The following is a 15,764-nucleotide window of genomic DNA, read 5'->3' as shown; positions in this document are numbered from 1 at the left end:
CGGTGGCCGCGCCGCGCGTGCGTCATTGAGCAGTGCCGTGGGGCCGATGGTCGGGCCATAGCGTCGCGGCGACGAACAGCCCGGCCGCCAGGAACGGCGCACCGATCGCGAACAGGATGGCCGTCAGGCCCCAGCGATCCCAGAAGCGGTCGACGAGCGCACGCTCGGGCGTGACGGGGTCGTACAGCACGTTGACCGCGTCGCCTTCGTGCAGCCCGGGGTGCGACGACGCCGAGCCCTGCGCGAACGTGATCAGCCGCCCGCTGTCGGTCGTGAACGCGACGACGGCCGAATACAGTGACGTGCGCGACCGTGACGACCGCCCGTTTTTCGCGATCTCGACCACATGGCCGGTCGAGCGCGCATAGTGATGGACGATCTGCCACTGACGCAGGCCGGCCGCGCCGGCGCCGGCGAGGAAGCCCGTGCCGATCGCGATCGGAATCAGCACGATCGCGACATCCCAGCGACGCCGTGCCGGCGTGTGCGCGACGCGGCGCGGCGCCGGGTCCGATTGCCGGTGGCGACGCTCGCGGGCAATCAGCAGGCCGCCGATCGCGAACGACGCGACGGCGAGCAGCGCCGGCACGGCCGCCGGAAACCAGCGTTGCGTGAAATCGTCGATCAGCGCGGGGCGCTCGGGGTGATCGGGGTCGAGCAGGACGTCGACGTTTTCGCCGATGTCGTAGGCGGGGACCGCCGACGCGGTATTGCCGGCGACTTCGCGGCGCTGGCCGTCGTTCGCGAGGTACGCGACGATCGGCCGGTACGCGTGCATCGTGTCGCTGTCCTGGACGATGCGCACGACCGTGCCCGGCGCGCGGACCAGATTGCCCGGTTCCCGGCCGGCCGTGATGGCGAGCACGCCGGCCAGCACGAACAGGACGACGCCGATCATCAGTGCGAGCAGCGCGTCCTTACCGGGCATGACGCGATCCGGTTCGTGCGCCGTGCGGAGTCGGGTGTGTCCGGATGCACGGCCCATCGCGACGGACGGGCCGATATCGGCGCAACCATGCCCTCTGAATGGTCGCGTCTCGTTCACATGCTTCCATGTCTGACGTCCCATGTTCTCTCAGTGCCGGCGGGCAAACGACGAACCCTGCGCCGGTCGTGTGATATTTGTCGGAGGATTCTAGCGGAAACGATGGATGACGGGCGTGGGGTTGCGTACTGAGATTCGGGCAGATGGTGTGCGCGTCGGAATCGGGCGGCTCAAGGGACACATCGCACAAAACGAAACGGCGTGCTGCGGCAACGCGCCCTGGCGATTCTCTGCCATCAGGGGGGTAATGTGCCAGGGATTCCGGTTTGCGTTGCCGCCGGCTCGCGCATTGAGCCAAACCCGGATGTTCAATTGCACGTTATTTCGCCGCGGGGATGCGGATTCAGCGCCCGAGCCGGTAGGCGCCAACGGGCAGGCGCGCGATGCGGTCGATGCGTGGCGATCGAGCGCGGACTCGCGCGAGTGGGGCGGGACCCGGCCGTCGTCAGCCGGGAGCCGCGGCCTCAGTCGGTCGAGCCGCGTTCGGCGACCACGTAGATGCTCGAACACAGGTCGGGATACACGCGGCCGAGTTCATAGCAGCCGTCGATATACGCCCGCGAGATGATGCCAGCCTTGAGCGCTGCATCGATCTGGAAGTTGGCGAGGCCCTTGAAGATGATTCCGCCGTGGTCGACGATCTGCAGCTTGGCCGCACGCGCTTCGGCACGCAGTGTGTCGAGCGAATAGGTCTTGCGATGACCGTGCGCGGCTTCGGCCGGCGTTACTGCTGCCGCATGCTCGATCAAACCCATGTTGACCGCGATCTGTCGCGACGCGGCGTGCGCGTTCGGCGTGGCGAGGAATAGGCGGCCACGTTCGGTCAGCCAACCGCGGATGCGGCCCAGCACGTCGACGGCGTCGTCGAGATGCTCGAGCGTATGGATCAGGAAGATGTTGTCGTAGCCGTATGTCGGTTCGAACGTCTCGAACGTCGAGTGATGGAACTTGGCCTCGCCCCGCACCTTTTCCGAAGCGACCGCAATGCAGTCCGATGACGCCTCGACTACTTCGACAGACGCGAAACGGCGCAGGAGTCGTTGCGTGAAGTTTCCTTCGAAGCAGCCGAGTTCCAGCGCGTTGCCAGTCAAGTAGTACGGCGCAAAAGTCTTGAGCATGTATTCATGCACCAGATAGTCGAAATCGTATGCGTAACGATGCTCTGGATGGTCTTTCGCTTCCGCGTTGTAGTCTCTGGTCACGATGTCAGTCCTGTCCACGTTGGTAAAAGCGCTGCTCTACCGGGCGGTAATACTCGTCAAGGGAGGCTGGAGTCCGTGCGTTGAATCCGATTACCTGCCGCAGATAGTCGCTGCAGTCGGCGGCGTTGGCATAGCCGAACAGCCGCGGATAGTCGAGTTGCTGTTTGAAGAACGGGCAGGTGAAGGTCAACGTCAGTGCGCGCCTGGGAAACGCTGTCCGGTTCGTTCCCGCCGCGTGCCAGATGCGCGAGTCGAATAGCAGAACCGCGCCGCAGCGCCCGGTGATCGGGTCGGCATGCGCGCGGAAAGTGTCGTCGGCGGGTTTCTCCGGTTGATTTTGCGAACCGGACAGAATGAGGGTTGCGCCGTTTTCGACAGTGAAGTCGTCCAGCATGACGAGGGTATTGAGCATGAAGCGCTTCGCCGTCGAATGAAAGCGAATGTCGCGGTGCGTGTGATGCGCGTAAGTCGACAGATCCGTATCGTTGATGAACCCGCCGTACGAATTCAGGATGTACTTGCCGCCGAAAAATTCGATCAGCAGCGAGTCGAGTTTTTCGAAATTCGCGAGCAGATCGACGTAGCAAGGGGCATCCGCCAGCACATGGTGCGCGGTCCCATTGCAGTTGTCCATCAGGCCGTTGCGTATCCGGATCGCGTCGCGCCGCGCCAGCGACGGGACGAGCGCGGCGTTGAGCTCGTCGACCAGGGCGGGGGTGACGATGTCCGGCACGAGCGTCCACCCTTGGGTTTCGAGTTCAACCTGATGGCGGCTGGCAAACTGGTTCATGGGTGATTTCATTGCGATGGAGCGTGTTTCACCGCTTTGCCCCCGCTGTGTACGCATCGGCGATGAAGGTGCGCCTGGTTCGGGCAGATAGCGGCATCTGGCCAATTATCTGGGGAGATGCCGAGTCTCAAAGCGCGGAGATGAGGTGGAACACCACATCAGTTTGAGCAATTGGCGCATTTCATCGGCATAAGCACGGAAATCAGTGCGATTCCGATCCGTCGCGAGTCCAATCGATGAAAGACAAGGCTGTTGCCGGGGGGATTCGGCTGGTTGGAAGGAGCGCGTCGGCCAGATGTCTGTCTGCGGTTCAAGCCAAGGCAATCGACCCTCACCGGAACAAAGCAAAAAGCCCGGCCAGCTTGCGCTAACCGGGCTTCAAAATGCTTGGTGGGGCGTGAGTGACTCGAACACTCGACCTACGGATTAAGAGTCCGCTGCTCTACCAACTGAGCTAACGCCCCCAACAGAAGAAAGATTATGCCGGGGTTTTCAGGACATGGCAAGCCCTTTGTGCAAATTTCCTGAAAATATTTCGTCAAGACAACCGCGGCTGTCAGCGCGGTAACGAGCGATCGCAGTTTGCGCGCTCCCGGTATGATGACGCCACACGCGTTGCGCGGCGGTCGCGCAACGTTTTCTGGACATCCGAAGATGGACGAAAACGCAGTCCGCGAATTGCTGGATCGCCTGCTGGCCCCGTGGGTCCGCTCGCTGGGTCTGGTCCCCGTGTCGATCGGCGATGACAGCGTCACGCTGCGCCTGCCGTTTTCCGGCGAGTTCCGCCATTCGGGCGGCATCATCTGCGGCCAGGTGTTCACGGCGGCCGCCGACACCGCGATGGTGGTCGCGATCTCGTCGGCGCTCGGCGAATTCCGGCCGATGACGACGGTGTCGCTGAACACGAACTTCATGCGTCCCGTGCGCAAGGGCGACGTGCTCGTCACCGCGCGTGTGCTGCGGATGGGCCGCAACCTCGTGTTCGGCGAAGTCGAGCTGTTCGACGAGGACGGCAAGATGGCCGTTCACGCGACGTCGACCTACGCGCTCGTCAGCTGAGCGGCGCGATGTTCGACCAGATCGTATTCGCGGGCGGCGGCAATCGCTGCTGGTGGCAGGCCGGCTTCTGGGACGTCGCGCGGCCGGCCCTCGACCTGCGCCCGCGCGTGATCACCGGCATCTCGGCCGGCGCGGCCACCGCCTGCATGCTGTATACACGCGACGCCGCGTGGGTGATGCGCTATTACGAAGAAGCGCTGCGCCACAACCGGAAGAATGCGTACTGGGGCAACCTGTTCGGGCGCGAGCCCGTGTTTCCGCATTACCGGATCTATCGTCAGGCGCTGCTCGACATTTACGGCGAGCCGTTCGCGAAGCTCGCCACGGCGCCGGAGATCCGCATCGGCGTGTCGCACGTGCCGCGCTGGCTCGGCGCGCGCAGCGCCGTCGCGGCCGGCCTCGTCGCATACAACATCGAGAAGTACGTGCGCATGACGCTGCACCCGACGCTCGGGCGCACGCTCGGTTTCCGGCCCGAATTCGTGCGGGCGCAGGCCTGCACGCAAGTCGACGAGCTCGTCGACCTGATCCTGCAGTCGTCCTGCACGCCGCCGTTCACGCCGGTGCTGCGGCGTGGCGGCCGGCCGGTGCTCGACGGCGGGATGGTCGACAACGTGCCGGTCGATGCGCTCGATCCGTCGCCGGGTGACGTGCTGGTGCTCGTCACCCGGCTGTACCCGCGTCCGCAGATGTTCACGGTCGCGCATGGCGACCAGCGGCGGTTGTATGTGCAGCCGTCGAGCAAGGTACCGATTTCGAGCTGGGACTACACGAGCCCGTCGCAGATGCGGCATGCGTACGATCTCGGACGGCGCGACGGCGAGCACTTCCTTGCGCGCGTCGGCGCGATGACGGGCGGCCGCGTGGCCGCCTGACGAGCGGGGAATGAAACGGTGGGGCCGCGCGGCGCGCGGCCCGTGCGATCAGCGCTTGCGGATCGGCGTCAGCGCTTCCGGGTTGGCGACGCTCGACATGTCGCCGTCGTCGAACGCGAGAATGTTGCGGAATGCGGCGCTGAAATACAGTTCGTAGCTTTCGCGTTCGACGTAGCCGATGTGCGGCGTGCAGATCACGTTTTCCATCCGCAGCAGGCTGTAGCCCTGCAGGATCGGCTCGCTTTCGAACACGTCGATCGCGACCATCCCTGGACGGTTGTGCGACAGCGCGTTGACGAGCGCGTTTTCCTCGAGCAGCTCGGCGCGGCTCGTGTTGACGAGCAGCGACGTCGGCTTCATCCGCATCAGGTCTTCCTGCTTCACGATGCCGCGCGTGTCGTCATGCAGGCGCAGGTGCAGCGACAGCACGTCGCTCTGCTCGAACAGCGCTTCGCGGCTGTCGGCGGCCGCGTAGCCGTCGGCGCGTGCGGCTTCGAGCGAATGCTCGCGGCCCCACACCAGCACGTTCATCCCGAACGCCTTGCCGTAACCGGCGACGAGCCGGCCGATCTTCCCGTAGCCCCAGATGCCGAGCGTCTGGCCGCGCAGCACCTGGCCGAGGCCGAAGTTCGGCGGCAGCGCCGACGTCTTCAGGCCCGACTGCTGCCACGCGCCTTGCTTCAGGTTCGCGACGTATTGCGGAATGCGGCGCTGGGCGGCCATCACGAGCGCCCAGGTCAGCTCGGCCGGCGCGACCGGCGAACCGGTGCCTTCGAGCACCGCGATGCCGCGGTCGGTACACGCGTCGAGATCGATGTGGCTCGACACGCGGCCGGTCTGGCTGATCATGCGCAGGTTCGGCAGCTTCGACAGCAGCTGCGAGGTAATCGGGGTCCGTTCACGAATCAGCACGAGCGCCTCGACTTCCGCCAGACGGCTGGCGAGCTGTCCCAGGCCGCGCACCGTATTGTTGAAGACCTTTACGTCGTGGCCGGCGAGCATCTCGAAGCAGTTCAGCTTGCGGACGGCGTCCTGGTAGTCGTCGAGGATGGCAATTTTCATGGTGAACGGGGTGTCGCGCGTTGAAAGCGGCCGTGGCGGTGGCGCACGTTGCGCGCCCGTCCCGCCCGGCCGGGGCCGACATGATGCAACGTCGGCCGCCTTCGTGGTGTCTTTTTAACAGGTTGTTACGCTCCGCCGCAATCGGCGCCGGCTACACCCGGCGCCGCTCCTGCGCCGTGCGACGGGGTGCGCTGTTGTGTCGCATCAAATAGGTCCTTCCTGATTCGGCCACTTCCTCGACGAGGTTCACCCAATTGTTGCTCCAAGCAGAATAATTGGATCAACTATCCGCGGAAGCCGAGGATTTTTGACTATTTTTATCGTCAACCGGCCCCTTGTTGAGCAACTCTGCATCATTTCCGCTGTCGTAGGAGAATTACGCATTTGCTTCATCTTTTTGAAGTTGTAACAGCGGCAGGAGTCGTTTATGGATCATTTGCAGTCGATGCGCGTGTTCGTCAAGGTTGCAGATCTCGGCAGTTTCGCGCGGGCCGCGAGCGCAATGGATATCTCCAACGCGGTCGCGACGCGCCACGTCGCCGATCTGGAAGGCCGGCTCGGCACGCGTTTGCTTAACCGCACCACGCGCAGCCTCTCCCTGACGGAGTCGGGTCAGGTCTATCTGGAGCGTGCCCGCCAGATCCTCGACGAGCTCGAGGATGTCGAGCAGATGGTCGTCGCACGCAATCACGAGCCGGTCGGCACGCTGCGCATCGTTGCGCCGGTCGTGTTCGGCCTGCACAACCTCGCGCCCGTGCTGCAGTCGTACACGGAGAATTTCCCGAAGGTGGTGCCGGATCTCACGCTGGTCGACCGGCAGGTCGATCTCGTCGAGGAAGGCTTCGACGTCGGCATCGTCGTCACGCGCCAGATGCGCAGCGCGAGCATCGTCACGCGGCGCCTGACCACCGGCTGCATGACCGTGTGCGCGACGCCGAGTTATCTCGAGAAGCACGGCGTGCCGACGCATCCGGAACAGCTCGCCGAGCATCCGGCGCTGAGCCTGCCGACCGAATACTGGGGCGACGAGCGCGTGTTCACGGGGCCGGACGGCGAAGTGCGCGTGCGCCCGACCAACGTGATCGTCGCGAACAACACCGCGATGCTGCGCCAGTTCGCGTTGCTCGGGATGGGGGTCGCGATCCTGCCGAGCTACCTGATCGGCAGCGACATCGCGCGCGGCGCGCTCGTGCGGCTGCTGCCGGATTTCCGGCTGCCGCAGGTCGAGATCAACATCGCCTACCCGAGCCGGCGCCATCTGCCGGCGAAGGTGCGCACGTTCATCGACCATCTCGTCGAGCATTTCAGCCATTCGACCGACGCGATGATGGGCGAACAGTGGGCCGCGCAGGGCGCGACGCTGCCGCCGATCGGCGTCGAGATGCGTGCCGAGCAGCCCGAATCGACCGATCCGAACCTGCAGCCGCGTCTGGCGCGTTCGCCGCGCACGCGCGTGGCGGTGCCGTCGCCGCTGTAACGGCTCGGCGGCCCAGGCCCGGCAGCGCCCCAGCCGGCACAAAGAAAAAACGCGGATCGTTCGATCCGCGTTTTTTTATGGCTGCGTGCCGGCGCCGGACGCGCCGCCCGGCGGCCGGGCCGTCACGAACCCGTCTTGCGCGCCGTGGTTTTGCGGGCGGCGGTCTTGCGGGCCGGTGCCGGTTTCTCCTCGGCGCCTTCCGTCACGGTTTCGGCGTCCTTCGTCGCCGATTTGGCCGTCTTCTTCGCGGCGGCGGTTTTCGGCTCCTTCTTCTCGAACTCGAAACCGATCTTGCCGTCCGGCTGCTTCACGAGGAACGCCTTGAAGTTGCGGCCGGTGCGCGACGACTTGAAGTTCGGCAGCAGATCCGTGCGGCCGTCGGCCAGCAGCTTGCCCATCTGCTCGCGCGTGATTTCCTGTTGCAGGATCACCTTGCCCGAGCGGAAGTCGCAGGTCTTCGGGTTCGCGACCGAGTGCTCGCACACATAGCTCATCCCGTGCTCGAACACGCGGCCCTTGCACTTCGGGCACGCGCCGACCGGTTCCTGCGCGGAGAAGTCGGGCGCTTCGCCTTCCTCGCCGCCCTGGTCCTGGCCGAAATCGAACTCGAGCTTGTAGTTCTTCGTCTCGTCGTCGAAGGACAGCTTGAGGATCGCCGAGAACGGGCGGCCCATCTTGCTGCGGAACCCGGACAGCGGCCCGATTTCCTTCTTCTGCAGCAGCTCCTCGACTTCCGGAATCTCGAACTGCCGGCTGCCCGGGATCTTCGAGATCGAGAAGTCGCACTTCGTGCACGCGAAGCGGCGGTAGTTTTCCTTCACCTGGCCGCCGCAGTTCGGGCACGGCGTCTCGAGCGTCGCGTAGTCGCCGGGGATCGTGTCGGAATCGTATTCCTTCGCGCGCTTGACGATCTGCTGCGTCATGCGGGCGATTTCCTGCATGAACGCGTCGCGGCCGAGATTGCCGCGCTCCATCTGCGACAGCTTGTATTCCCATTCGCCGGTGAGCTCGGGCGCGGTGAGTTCCTTCACGCCGAGGCCGCGCAGCAGCGTCATCAGCTGGAATGCCTTTGCGGTCGGGATCAGTTCGCGGCCCTCGCGCAGCAGGTACTTCTCGCCGAGCAGGCCTTCGATGATCGCCGCGCGCGTCGCCGGCGTGCCGAGACCTTTCGCGGCCATCGCCTCGCGCAACTCGTCGTCCTCGACCAGCTTGCCGGCGCCTTCCATCGCGGACAGCAGCGTCGCTTCCGAGTAGCGTGCGGGCGGCTTGGTCACGAGCGCGACGGCGGCGATTTCGTCCGTTTTCACCTTCTCGTCCTTCTGCACCGGCACGAGGTTCGCGTCCGCGCCTTCGGCGTCGCGGCCGTACACCTGCAGCCAGCCCGGTTCGACGAGCACCTTGCCTTCGGTCTTGAAGTGATGGCCGGCGACTTCGGTGATGCGCGTCGTCACGCGGAATTCGGCGGCCGGGAAGAACACCGCGAGGAAGCGCTTCACGACCATGTCGTACAGCTTCTGCTCCGGCTCGGACAGCGACTTCGGCGCCTGCAGCGTCGGGATGATGGCAAAGTGATCGCTGATCTTCGAGTTGTCGAAGATCCGCTTGTTCGGCTTCACCCAGCCCTTGTCGAGCACCTGCTTGGCATGCGGCAGGTAGTTGTGGCTCTCCTTGAGCATCTCGAGCGTGGACTGGACCGTCGACAGGTAGTCTTCCGGCAGCGCGCGCGCGTCGGTACGCGGGTAGGTCAGCACCTTGTGCTTTTCATACAGCGCCTGGGCGAGGCCGAGCGTGTTCTTCGCGGAGAAGCCGAAGCGGCTGTTCGCCTCGCGCTGCAGGCTCGTCAGGTCGAACAGCAGCGGCGACAGCTGCGTCGACGGCTTCGATTCCTCGGACACCGTGCCGACCTGGTCGCGGCAGGCGGCGACGATCGTTTCGGCGGCCGGCAGGCTCCACAGGCGGGAGTCGCGCTTTTCCGGATCGAATTCGTCGCGCTTGAATTTCGGGTCGAACCACTTGCCTTCGTAGAAGCCGCCCGCGCACGCGAATTCGGCTTTCACTTCCCAGTAGTCGCGCGGGATGAAGCGGCGGATTTTCTCTTCGCGTTCGACGACGATCGACAACGTTGGCGTCTGAACGCGACCGACGGTGGTCAGGAAGAAGCCGCCGCCCTTGCTGTTGAACGCGGTCATCGCGCGGGTGCCGTTGATCCCGACGAGCCAGTCGGCTTCCGAGCGGCAGCGTGCGGCGTCGGCGAGCGGCTGCATGTCGGAGTCGCTGCGCAGGTTCGCGAAACCGTCGCGGATCGCCTGCGGCGTCATCGATTGCAGCCACAGGCGCTGGACCGGCTGCTTGGCCTTCGCGTGCTGCGCGATCAGGCGGAAAATCAGCTCGCCTTCGCGCCCCGCGTCACATGCGTTGATCAGGCGGTCGACGTCCTTGCGCTTCATCAGCTTCGTGAGCACCTTGAGGCGCGACTCGCTTTTTGCGATCGGGTTCAGGTCGAAATGCGGGGGAATGACGGGCAGATGCGCGAAGCTCCATTTCCCGCGCTTGACCTCGTACTCTTCCGGGGCGGCGATTTCCAGCAGGTGGCCGACAGCGGACGAAAGGACGAAATCGTCGCTCTCGTAATACTCGTCATGCTTGGTAAAGCCGCCCAAAGCGCGTGCGATGTCGTTCGCGACAGAAGGCTTTTCCGCAATGATCAGTGCTTTGGACATGACAGGTGTGTGTTGGTAGACCGGGTTCGCCGGTTGTGGGTCCCTTTTACGACCGCTTTATAGCACACGCCGCAGCGACGGCGGCTCGGCGTGTAAAAAGCGGCTCATCATAGAGGGGGGCCGCAACGGCGGCAAGCGTCCGACGCGGCGGCGCGCGCAAACGGGCGCAAAACCGCCGGGCCAGCCGCGAATTAGGCTTCGACGTTCAGGACGTCGCGCAATTTCGGTGCGTGCGGCGCACCTGGCACCGCGCTCAGGTCGGACAGCATGCGCTCGACGATCGCCGCGTGCGGCAGCACCGTGCCGAAGAAGCGCGCGGTGTGGGCATCCTCGATCAGGATGGTCGGGAAGTTCTCGACGTCGAGATCGTCGAGCCGGTCGGCATGGGTTTCGATGTCGATCCAGGCGAAGCAGGCGTCCGGATGCGCGTCGGCGAGCTGGTCGAAGGCGGTCCGGTAGTCGCGGCACGTGCCGCACCACTCGGCGCACAGGCAGGCGACCAGCAACGTGCCGGGATCGGCGAGGCGCTCGGCGATCCGATCGGCATCGGTGTCGAGATTCAGCGCGGGCATGGCATTCCTTGGGTAGCGTCGGCGGCCGGGCCGCCCCTATGCCGGGGAATGTAGCACGCCCCGCGTGGAGGGGGTGGGCGCTGCGTCAAGCCGCGCGAAGCGGCCGCCGGCGACGCTCGCGACGCGGCCGGCCAGTTCCAGCGCGAGCAGTGCGCCATGCAGCACGTCGTCGGACAGGCCGCTGTGTTCGGCCAGCCATTCGTATGTCACGGGGCCGTATCCCAGGGCGGCGAGCACCGCTCGTTCCGACGGATTGCCTGGTGGAGCGGCTTCGATTGAGGCCGGTGCGGTGGTCGCCGCCGTGCGATTCGCTTGCGCGATGCCGGCAGTTTCAGGTTCGCGGAGCGCGTCGGTGTTCGAGCCCTGATTGCCGGCTCGCATTGCGCCGCTCGTTGCGCGCGCCGCCGGTTCGTCCAGCCCGTATTCCTCGAGCACGTCGAGCGGCGCCGCGGTGAGCTTCGCGCCGTCGCGGATCAGCGCGTGGCAGCCCTGCGCGAGCGGGGCGTGGATCGAACCGGGTATCGCGAACACGTCGCGCCCCAATTCGTTCGCGAGCCGCGCGGTGATCAGCGAGCCCGAGCGCGGAGCGGCCTCGACGACGAGCGCGCCGATCGCGAGCGCGGCGATCAGCCGGTTGCGCTGCGGGAAATGCGCGGCGCGGGCCGGCGTGCCGAGCGGCCATTCCGACACGATCGCGCCGCGTGCGGCGATCTCGTGGGCGAGCGCGCGGTGCCGCGCCGGATAGACGAGATCGGCGCCCGTCGCGATCACCGCGACGGTGCCCGACCGGCCGTCGAGCCCGCCACGGTGCGCGGCGCCGTCGATCCCGAGCGCCAGGCCGGAGACGATCGTGAGGCCCGCGTCGGACAACGTGCGGGCGAACTGCGTGGCGTCGGCGAGCCCTTGCGGCGTCGCATGGCGACTGCCGACCACGGCGAGGCCGCGTGCGTGCAGCAGTTCGAGCCCTCCCTTTACATATAGCAGCGGCGGCGGATCGTGCAGGTCGCGCAGCCGCGGCGGGTAGGCCGGATCGCTCAGCGTGACGAGCACGTTGCCCGGCCCGTCGAGCCACGCAAGCGCGGCGGCGGTGCGCGTATCGAGATCGTCGCGTTCGCTCATGCGCACGGCCTGCGCGGCGGCGGGGCTGCTCACGGTGGCGATCGCCTCGTCGGACGCGCGCAGCAACGCCTCCGGCGAGCCGAATGCCGCGAGCAGCAGTTGCAGCACGGCAGGCGAGAGGCCGGGCGCATGCGCGAACTGCAGCCATGCGCGCAGCGCGGCGGGCGTCAGCGCTTGCGGCGACATGAGGCGGCCCTCGAATGCGGCGGCCAGCGAAGCGCGTGGCGCCATGATAAAATTTTCATCATCCGAAATACTCGACAGGGCCGTGCGCGCAGGCGCCCGGCCGATTGCAGGAGGCGCGATCCGCGGCATTGATATGCCACGCATCCGCCTCATCTTCATTGCATCCCGGCGGCGGCGCCAGCCGGCCGGATGGCCGATGCGGCACGCCGCTCCACCGAATACCGAACACCATGGCTTTGCTCAATATTCTTCATTACCCCGACAAGCGGCTGCACAAGGTCGCGAAGCCCGTCGACAAGGTCGACGACCGGATCCGCAAGCTCGTCGCCGACATGGCCGAGACCATGTACGCGGCGCCCGGCATCGGCCTGGCGGCCACGCAGGTCGACGTGCACGAGCGCGTGATCGTGATCGACGTCTCCGAGGAGAAGAACGAGCTGCGCGCGTTCATCAACCCGGAAATCGTGTGGTCGAGCGACGCGAAGCAGACTTATGAAGAAGGTTGCCTGTCGGTGCCCGGCATCTACGACGAAGTCGAGCGTCCCGACCACGTGCGCGTGCGTGCGCTCAACGAGCAGGGCGAGACGTTCGAGCTCGACTGCGAGGGCCTGCTCGCCGTGTGCGTCCAGCACGAGATGGATCACCTGATGGGCCGCGTGTTCGTCGAATACCTGTCGCCGCTCAAGCAGACGCGCATCAAGACGAAGATGAAGAAACTCGAACGCGCGATGTGATGCGCGTGCACCCAGCCCGACCCCGAACGCTGTCATGACCCATACGTTGCGCGTGATTTTTGCCGGCACGCCGGAATTCGCCGCGGCTGCCCTTGCCGCGATCCACGAGGCCGGTTTCCCGGTGCCGCTCGTGCTTACCCAGCCCGATCGCCCGGCCGGCCGCGGGATGAAACTCCAGGCCAGTGCCGTGAAGCGCTACGCCGTCGAGCACGGGATGACCGTCGCGCAACCGCCGTCGCTGCGTCGCGCCGGCAAGTACCCGGCGGAGGCGGCCGACGCGATCGAACTGCTGCGCACGACGCCGCACGACGTGATGGTGGTGGCCGCGTACGGCCTGCTGCTGCCGCAGGAGGTGCTCGACATCCCGCGCGCGGGCTGCATCAACATCCACGCGTCGCTGCTGCCGCGCTGGCGCGGCGCCGCGCCGATCCATCGGGCGATCGAGGCCGGCGACGCCGAGACGGGCGTCACGCTGATGCAGATGGACGTCGGCCTCGACACCGGCGCGATGATCGAGGAGGCGCGCATCGCGATCGCGCCCGACGATACGACCGCGACGCTGCACGACCGCCTCGCCGCCGACGGCGCGCGGCTGATCGTCGACGCGCTCGTGCGGCTCGAGCGCGACGGCACGCTGCCGGCGACGCCGCAGCCCGCCGACGGCGTGACCTACGCGGAAAAGATCGGCAAGCACGAAGCGGCGCTCGACTGGCGCAAGCCGGCCGACGTACTCGCGCGCCAGGTGCGTGCATTCGATCCGTTCCCGGGCGGCGTCGCGACGCTCGACGGCGCGGCCATCAAGCTGTGGGCGGCCGAGCCCGTGGCGGCGCGCGGCACGATGGCCAACGCGGCGCCCGGCACGATCGTCGAAGCCGCGCCGGAAGGCGTGGTGGTCGCATGCGGCAGCGGCGCGCTGCGCGTCACTCAGTTGCAGAAGCCGGGCGGCAAGCGGCTGCCCGCGCGCGAATTCCTCGCCGGTTCGCCGCTCGCCGCGGGCCAGCGGTTCGCGCTGCCCGACGTCGACTGACACGGCCTGAGCGCCATTCGACCCGGTCTGCCGGCCCGGCGCAACTGGCCGGACGGCCGAGTCGCGCGGTGCGGCAGGCGCGCGTAGAATTTCCCTGCGCTCTCCGGTTTCGAGGTTTTCATGTTCGGCATCACCCATTTCGGCTTCTTCGTGTTCGCGGTTTTCCTGCTGAACGTCACGCCCGGCCCTGATACGGCCTACATCGTCGGCCGCAGCGTCGCGCAGGGGCGCGGCGCGGGGCTGATGTCGGCGTTCGGCATTTCGGCCGGCTGCTGCGTTCACGCGCTCGCCTGCGCGTTCGGCCTGACCGCGCTGCTGGCCGCGTCGGCCACCGCGTTCACGGTGATCAAGCTGGTCGGCGCCGCCTACCTGATCTATCTCGGCGTGCGGATGATCATCGCGAAGCAGGCCGGCGCGCCGTCGGGCGCCGCAGCCGCGCAGGCCGCGGCCGCCAAGCCGCTGCGCCAGCTGTTCATGCAGGGCTTCTGGACCAACGTGCTGAATCCGAAGGTCGTGCTGTTCTTCGTGTCGTTCTTCCCGCAGTTCGTCTCGGCCGACAGTCCGCACAAGGCATGGGCGTTCCTGACCCTCGGCGCGGTGTTCGTCGCGATGAGCACGGTCTGGACGAGCCTGGTCGCGTGGGTGGCGGGCAGCGTCACACAGCGCTTTTCCGGCAAGCCGGGCGTCAAGAAGTGGCTCGACCGCACGGTCGGCAGCGCGTTCGTCGGCCTCGGACTTCGTCTTGCAACGTCGCAACGCTGAGATTGAATTTTTCCGGCAAGACCTTATCTAACAAATCGCTTACAATTTTCCGCCGCGCCCTGTGATGCGCGGCGGTCCCCTGACGGATAAGGAGTGGGTATGTTCAATTGGGTCAAAACGGCGATGCTGATGGCCGCGATCACGGCCCTGTTCATCGTGATCGGCGGGATGATCGGCGGCTCGCGCGGCATGACGATCGCGCTGCTGTTCGCGCTCGGCATGAATTTCTTCTCGTACTGGTTCTCGGACAAGATGGTGCTGCGCATGTACAACGCGCAGGAAGTCGACGAGAACACGGCGCCGCAGTTCTACCGGATGGTGCGCGAGCTGGCCACGCGCGCGAACCTGCCGATGCCGCGCGTCTACCTGATCAACGAGGATGCGCCGAACGCGTTCGCGACGGGCCGCAACCCCGAGCACGCGGCGGTCGCCGCGACGACGGGTATCCTGCGCGTGTTGTCGGAGCGCGAGATGCGCGGTGTGATGGCGCACGAGCTCGCGCACGTGAAGCACCGCGACATCCTGATCTCGACGATCACCGCGACGATGGCGGGTGCGATCTCGGCACTCGCGAACTTCGCGATGTTCTTCGGCGGGCGCGACGAGAACGGCCGGCCGGCCAATCCGATCGCGGGTATCGCGGTCGCGCTGCTCGCGCCGATCGCGGGCGCCTTGATCCAGATGGCGATTTCGCGGGCCCGCGAGTTCGAGGCCGACCGCGGCGGCGCGCAGATTTCCGGCGATCCGCAGTCGCTCGCCACCGCGCTCGACAAGATTCATCGCTATGCGGCGGGCATTCCGTTCCAGGCGGCCGAGGCCCATCCGGCCACCGCGCAGATGATGATCATGAACCCGCTGCACGGCGGCGGCCTGCAGAACCTGTTCTCGACGCACCCGGCCACCGAGGAACGCATCGCGCGCCTGATGGAGATGGCGCGCACCGGCCGCTTCGATTGACCTCCGGTGTACCGCGCGGCTGATGTCGCGCGGAGGCCCCCTTGCCACCCCGCATGCGCCGTGCTGCGGGGTGTTTCATTTGCGCTCGCCGTAAAGGGGCCAAAGGGGCAGCATGGTCGCACGCTACAATGCGCGGTTTGGGATCGCCGGGCCATCCGGCGACTGCGATCCCGCCGT

Annotated in this window: 14 protein-coding genes and 1 tRNA gene; 7 read left to right on the top strand and 8 right to left on the bottom strand. The window is 66.3% G+C overall.

Going from position 1 to position 15,764, the window contains the following annotated elements; genetic code table 11:
- Positions 1 to 22: 22 nt before the first annotated feature.
- From KU887_RS16625 to KU887_RS16610, 4 genes are all read right to left on the bottom strand, one after another.
- The gene (locus KU887_RS16625) at positions 23 to 1,069 is read right to left on the bottom strand and encodes a DUF3592 domain-containing protein (protein ID WP_258250660.1); all 1,047 of its coding nucleotides are present in this window, start codon (positions 1,067 to 1,069) and stop codon (positions 23 to 25) included.
- Between the two features lie 440 nt (positions 1,070 to 1,509).
- On the bottom strand, positions 1,510 to 2,247 hold the full coding sequence (locus KU887_RS16620; protein ID WP_258250657.1) for a bifunctional 2-polyprenyl-6-hydroxyphenol methylase/3-demethylubiquinol 3-O-methyltransferase UbiG: 738 nt from the start codon (positions 2,245 to 2,247) through the stop codon (positions 1,510 to 1,512).
- A 4-nt stretch (positions 2,248 to 2,251) separates the two neighbouring features.
- Entirely contained in the window at positions 2,252 to 3,037 is a 786-nt protein-coding gene (locus tag KU887_RS16615; protein WP_034201216.1) for a phytanoyl-CoA dioxygenase family protein, read from the bottom strand.
- A 388-nt stretch (positions 3,038 to 3,425) separates the two neighbouring features.
- Positions 3,426 to 3,501, bottom strand: a tRNA-Lys gene (locus KU887_RS16610).
- Positions 3,502 to 3,691: 190 nt separating this feature from the next.
- On the opposite strand from KU887_RS16610, the gene KU887_RS16605 reads away from it, so the two are divergent.
- Positions 3,692 to 4,096, top strand: a complete 405-nt coding sequence (locus tag KU887_RS16605) for a PaaI family thioesterase (protein WP_034201217.1) — start codon at positions 3,692 to 3,694, stop codon at positions 4,094 to 4,096.
- A gap of 8 nt (positions 4,097 to 4,104) precedes the next feature.
- Positions 4,105 to 4,971 carry a patatin-like phospholipase family protein gene (locus tag KU887_RS16600; protein WP_258250651.1) on the top strand — a complete coding sequence of 289 codons (867 nt, stop codon included), beginning with the start codon at positions 4,105 to 4,107 and terminating at the stop codon, positions 4,969 to 4,971.
- Positions 4,972 to 5,019: 48 nt separating this feature from the next.
- On the opposite strand, the gene KU887_RS16595 is transcribed toward KU887_RS16600, so the two are convergent.
- A complete protein-coding gene (locus KU887_RS16595) occupies positions 5,020 to 6,033 on the bottom strand; it encodes a D-2-hydroxyacid dehydrogenase family protein (protein ID WP_059720849.1) in 1,014 nt (337 codons plus the stop codon).
- A 427-nt stretch (positions 6,034 to 6,460) separates the two neighbouring features.
- Here KU887_RS16595 and KU887_RS16590 point away from each other — a divergent pair, with 427 nt between their 5' ends.
- Positions 6,461 to 7,510, top strand: a complete 1,050-nt coding sequence (locus KU887_RS16590; protein ID WP_006485796.1) for a LysR family transcriptional regulator — start codon at positions 6,461 to 6,463, stop codon at positions 7,508 to 7,510.
- A 122-nt stretch (positions 7,511 to 7,632) separates the two neighbouring features.
- Here KU887_RS16590 and KU887_RS16585 read toward each other — a convergent pair whose 3' ends face one another.
- From KU887_RS16585 to dprA, 3 genes are all read right to left on the bottom strand, one after another.
- Positions 7,633 to 10,230, bottom strand: a complete 2,598-nt coding sequence (locus KU887_RS16585; RefSeq protein ID WP_109342225.1) for a DNA topoisomerase III — start codon at positions 10,228 to 10,230, stop codon at positions 7,633 to 7,635.
- 191 nt (positions 10,231 to 10,421) lie between these two features.
- Positions 10,422 to 10,802 (bottom strand): thioredoxin family protein, encoded by a 381-nt coding sequence (locus KU887_RS16580; protein ID WP_006485786.1) that lies wholly within the window; start codon positions 10,800 to 10,802, stop codon positions 10,422 to 10,424.
- 36 nt (positions 10,803 to 10,838) lie between these two features.
- Positions 10,839 to 12,152, bottom strand: coding sequence for a DNA-processing protein DprA (gene dprA, locus KU887_RS16575; protein ID WP_179148690.1), 1,314 nt, complete (start codon positions 12,150 to 12,152; stop codon positions 10,839 to 10,841).
- Positions 12,153 to 12,337: 185 nt separating this feature from the next.
- On the opposite strand from dprA, the gene def reads away from it, so the two are divergent.
- From def to htpX, 4 genes are all read left to right on the top strand, one after another.
- Positions 12,338 to 12,841, top strand: coding sequence for a peptide deformylase (gene def, locus KU887_RS16570; protein WP_006485794.1), 504 nt, complete (start codon positions 12,338 to 12,340; stop codon positions 12,839 to 12,841).
- A gap of 34 nt (positions 12,842 to 12,875) precedes the next feature.
- Complete coding sequence (gene fmt, locus KU887_RS16565) at positions 12,876 to 13,868, top strand: methionyl-tRNA formyltransferase (RefSeq protein WP_006495388.1); 993 nt, start codon at positions 12,876 to 12,878, stop codon at positions 13,866 to 13,868.
- A gap of 120 nt (positions 13,869 to 13,988) precedes the next feature.
- Positions 13,989 to 14,630, top strand: a complete 642-nt coding sequence (locus KU887_RS16560) for a LysE family translocator (RefSeq protein WP_006495387.1) — start codon at positions 13,989 to 13,991, stop codon at positions 14,628 to 14,630.
- A gap of 99 nt (positions 14,631 to 14,729) precedes the next feature.
- Positions 14,730 to 15,587: a zinc metalloprotease HtpX gene (gene htpX / locus KU887_RS16555; protein WP_006485774.1), complete on the top strand. Its 858-nt coding sequence runs from the start codon at positions 14,730 to 14,732 to the stop codon at positions 15,585 to 15,587.
- Positions 15,588 to 15,764: the final 177 nt, after the last annotated feature.

Origin of the sequence: Burkholderia sp. EMB26 (assembly GCF_024730645.1) — a bacterium.
GTDB lineage: Bacteria > Pseudomonadota > Gammaproteobacteria > Burkholderiales > Burkholderiaceae > Burkholderia > Burkholderia cenocepacia.
The sequence above is the reverse complement of the archived record's forward strand: the minus strand, read 5'-3'. Positions and strand labels throughout refer to the sequence as shown.